Genomic DNA, 3202 nt, shown 5'->3' on the forward strand with positions numbered 1-3202 from the left:
ACGGGGACCTCCCGCATCGCTGACCACTCTTCGGCGGGTTCAGGCCCGCTGGAGAGGGCTACGGCGTACCCCTCAGGAACCGGTGCCGAGGCGAATCCCATGTTGGCGAGGACCAGAACGTCCCCATTGTGGAAGGCCAGCAGGCCGCTGTCCGGCGCATGGACATCAGCCCATGTCACGGCGCCCCGGCCAAGTTTGTTGGCGGAACGGAAGGCAAGGGCGGCCCGGTAAAGCTCAAGCGTGGAGCCTTCCACGCCGTCCTGCCGGTCGGCAGCCAGGGGCCCGAAGCTTTCGGGTTGGGGGAGCCACGGCTGCGGCGCCTGTCCGTTGCGCGGGTCCGAGAACCCGTAGCCCGGCAGGTTGCCGGACCAGGGGAGCGGCACCCGGCAGCCGTCCCGCCCGATTTCAGCACCCCGTGTCCGGAAAAAAGTGGGGTCCTGCCGGGCGGCGGCCGGCAGTGTGGTGTGTTCCGGCAGGCCCAGTTCCTCACCCTGGTACAGGTAGGCGGAACCGGGCAAGGCCAGCGAAACCAGGGTGGCAGCGCGGGCACGGGCCAGTCCCAGGGCGGCATCCGGCTGCTCGTCATCCGCGGCGATGCCCTTGGGAAAGGTTGTGGGATCGGTCAGCCCGAAGCGGGTGGGATGGCGGACTGTGTCATGGTTGCTGAGGACCCAGGTGCAGGGCGCGCCGACGGACGCTGCGGCTGCAAGGGAGGCTTCCACAGCCTCGGCCAGGCGTTCAGCGTCCCAGCCGGCCAGCAGGAAATCGAAATTGAATGCCTGCTGCATCTCGTCGGGCCGGACGTAGAGTGCCAGCCGTTCCGCCGGCTCCACCCAGGCTTCCGCCACCATCATCCGGTCGCCAGCGTACCCTGCCAGGACCCTGTGCCAGTCACGGTAGATCTCGTGCACCCCGTCCTGGTCGAAAAACGGCGACGGCGGGTACACCGGAGACACAGCACGGTGCGGTTCTTCGGCGTCGGTATGGGCGCCGGGCGCGTCGCCGGGTGGTGTTGCACCAGGGCGCGTGCCGGCGGTGCCTTCCACCATGGCAGCCACCCCGTCCCAGTCGGGCAGACCTTTTTCCTTGACCATGCCATGGGCTACGTCCACCCTGAAGCCGTCCACGCCCCGGTCCAGCCAGAAACGGAGAACTGACCGCATCTCTTCCTGTACCTCGGGGTTTTCCCAGTTCAGGTCCGGCTGTTTGGTATCAAACAGGTGCAGGTACCACTCGCCGGGGGAGCCGTCAGCGCCCCGGACCCTGCTCCAGGCCGGCCCGCCGAAAATCGACCGCCAGTTGTTCGGTGCCCGGTTGCCGTCCCCCGACCCGGGAACCTCGTCCTTGCCAGGGCGGAAGATGTAGCGCTCCCGTTCCGGTGACCCCGGCAGCGAAGCCAGGGCCTCCTGGAACCATACGTGTTCATCGGAGGTGTGGTTGGGAACCAGGTCGACGATGACCTTCAGGTTCCTGTTGTGAGCATCCTGCAACATGGCGTCGAAGTCGGCCAGCGAGCCGAACAGCGGGTCCACCTGGCGGTAGTCCGCGACGTCGTACCCGCCGTCGGCCTGCGGCGACTTGTAGAACGGGGACAGCCAGATCGCGTCCACCCCCAGGCGTTCCAGGTAGGGAAGGCGGGCCACTATGCCGCGCAGATCGCCCATTCCGTCGCCGTTTCCATCGGCGAAGGACCGCGGGTAAATCTGGTAGACAACAGCGTCCGCCCACCATTCGGAACGGGCCGGGGCGGCGGCAGGAACGCTCAGGTTGGACATTTGGTTCCTCTCAGATAACTTTTTGATGTAAACGCTTGCATTACCCGCAGTCACATTACTAGTGTGATGGTCACCACAACAACCTCACCAAACGAGCGCACTGTCGACTTACTTGTCACTCAGCGAGGAGCTTCAAGCTAATGAAAACCCCTAGATTCCTTCTTCCGGCTGCCACTGCCGGCGTCCTTGCCCTGACCTTGTCCGCCTGTGGCGGCGGAGGCGGCGGCGGGACCACGGGTGGCGGTGGGACCGACGCCGAAGCAAACCTGGACAGCCGGGGCCCCATCACCTACGTACAGGGCAAGGACAACAGCAACGTGGTGCGTCCGCTGATCGAAAAGTGGAACGCTGCCCACCCCGACGAGAAGGTCACGTTCAAGGAACAGACCGACCAGGCCGACCAGCAGCACGATGACCTTGTGCAGAACTTCCAGGCCAAGAACGCGGATTACGACGTTGCCAGCGTGGATGTTGTGTGGACTGCTGAGTTCGCAGCCAAGGGGTGGCTGCAGCCGCTCAAGGACAAGATGGCTGTGGAGACCGAGGGCATGCTCGAACCCACCGTTGAGGCCGGTTCCTACAAGGGCACCCTCTACGCGGCTCCGGTCTCCTCCGATGGCGGCATCCTCTACTACCGCAAGGACCTGGTGCCCGAGGCGCCCAAGACCTGGGCCGAGATGATGGAGATGTGCTCCATTGCCAAGGAAAACAACATCGGGTGCTACTCAGGCCAGTTCAAGCAGTATGAAGGCCTCACGGTCAATGCGTCCGAGGCCATCAACTCGGCCGGCGGTTCTGTCCTGGATGACGAGGGCAAGCCGAACCTGAACACCCCGGAGGCTGAAGAAGGCCTGAACAACCTGGTGGAAGCATTCAAGAACGGGAACATCCCCGCTGAGGCGATCACCTACCAGGAAGAGGAAAGCCGCCGTGCCTTCCAGGAAGGCAAGTTGCTGTTCCTCCGCAACTGGCCTTACGTGTACAACCTGGCCACCACTGAAGGTTCCTCGCAGGTGAAGGACGTTCTGGGCATGGCTGCCCTGCCCGGCGCGGATGGCCCCGGTGCCTCGTCCCTCGGCGGCCACAGCGCAGCCATCAGCGTCTACTCCGACCACAAGGCGACCGCCCTGGACTTCGTCAAGTTCCTGATCGAAGAGGAACAGCAGAAGTTCTTCGCAACCCAGGGTTCCCTGGCTCCGGTCTTCGGCGCTCTCTATGAGGACCAGGAACTGGTTGCCAAGCTGCCGTACCTGCCGGTCCTGAAGACCTCCATCGAGAACGCTGTTCCCCGTCCGGTGACGCCGTTCTACCCCGCTGTCACCCAGGCCATCCAGGAAAATGCCTACGCGGCACTGAAGGGTGAGAAGCCGGCCAAGGATGCGCTGTCCGACATGCAGAAGTCGATCGAGACCGCCGGCGCGGGATCG

General features: G+C 64.5%; 2 protein-coding genes. One reads left to right on the plus strand and one right to left on the minus strand.

Annotated elements, in window-relative coordinates; all coding sequences use genetic code 11:
* Positions 1–1775: glycoside hydrolase family 13 protein (locus P2Q66_RS01860; protein ID WP_275725119.1), on the minus strand; the 1775-nt coding region annotated here is incomplete at its 3' end.
* Between the two features lie 140 nt (positions 1776–1915).
* Here P2Q66_RS01860 and P2Q66_RS01865 point away from each other — a divergent pair.
* Positions 1916–3202, plus strand: a 1287-nt coding sequence (locus P2Q66_RS01865; RefSeq protein WP_275725120.1) for an ABC transporter substrate-binding protein, incomplete at its 3' end; no start/stop codon positions are given.

The organism is Arthrobacter sp. Cr_A7 (genome assembly GCF_029222765.1).
Taxonomy (GTDB): domain Bacteria; phylum Actinomycetota; class Actinomycetes; order Actinomycetales; family Micrococcaceae; genus Arthrobacter.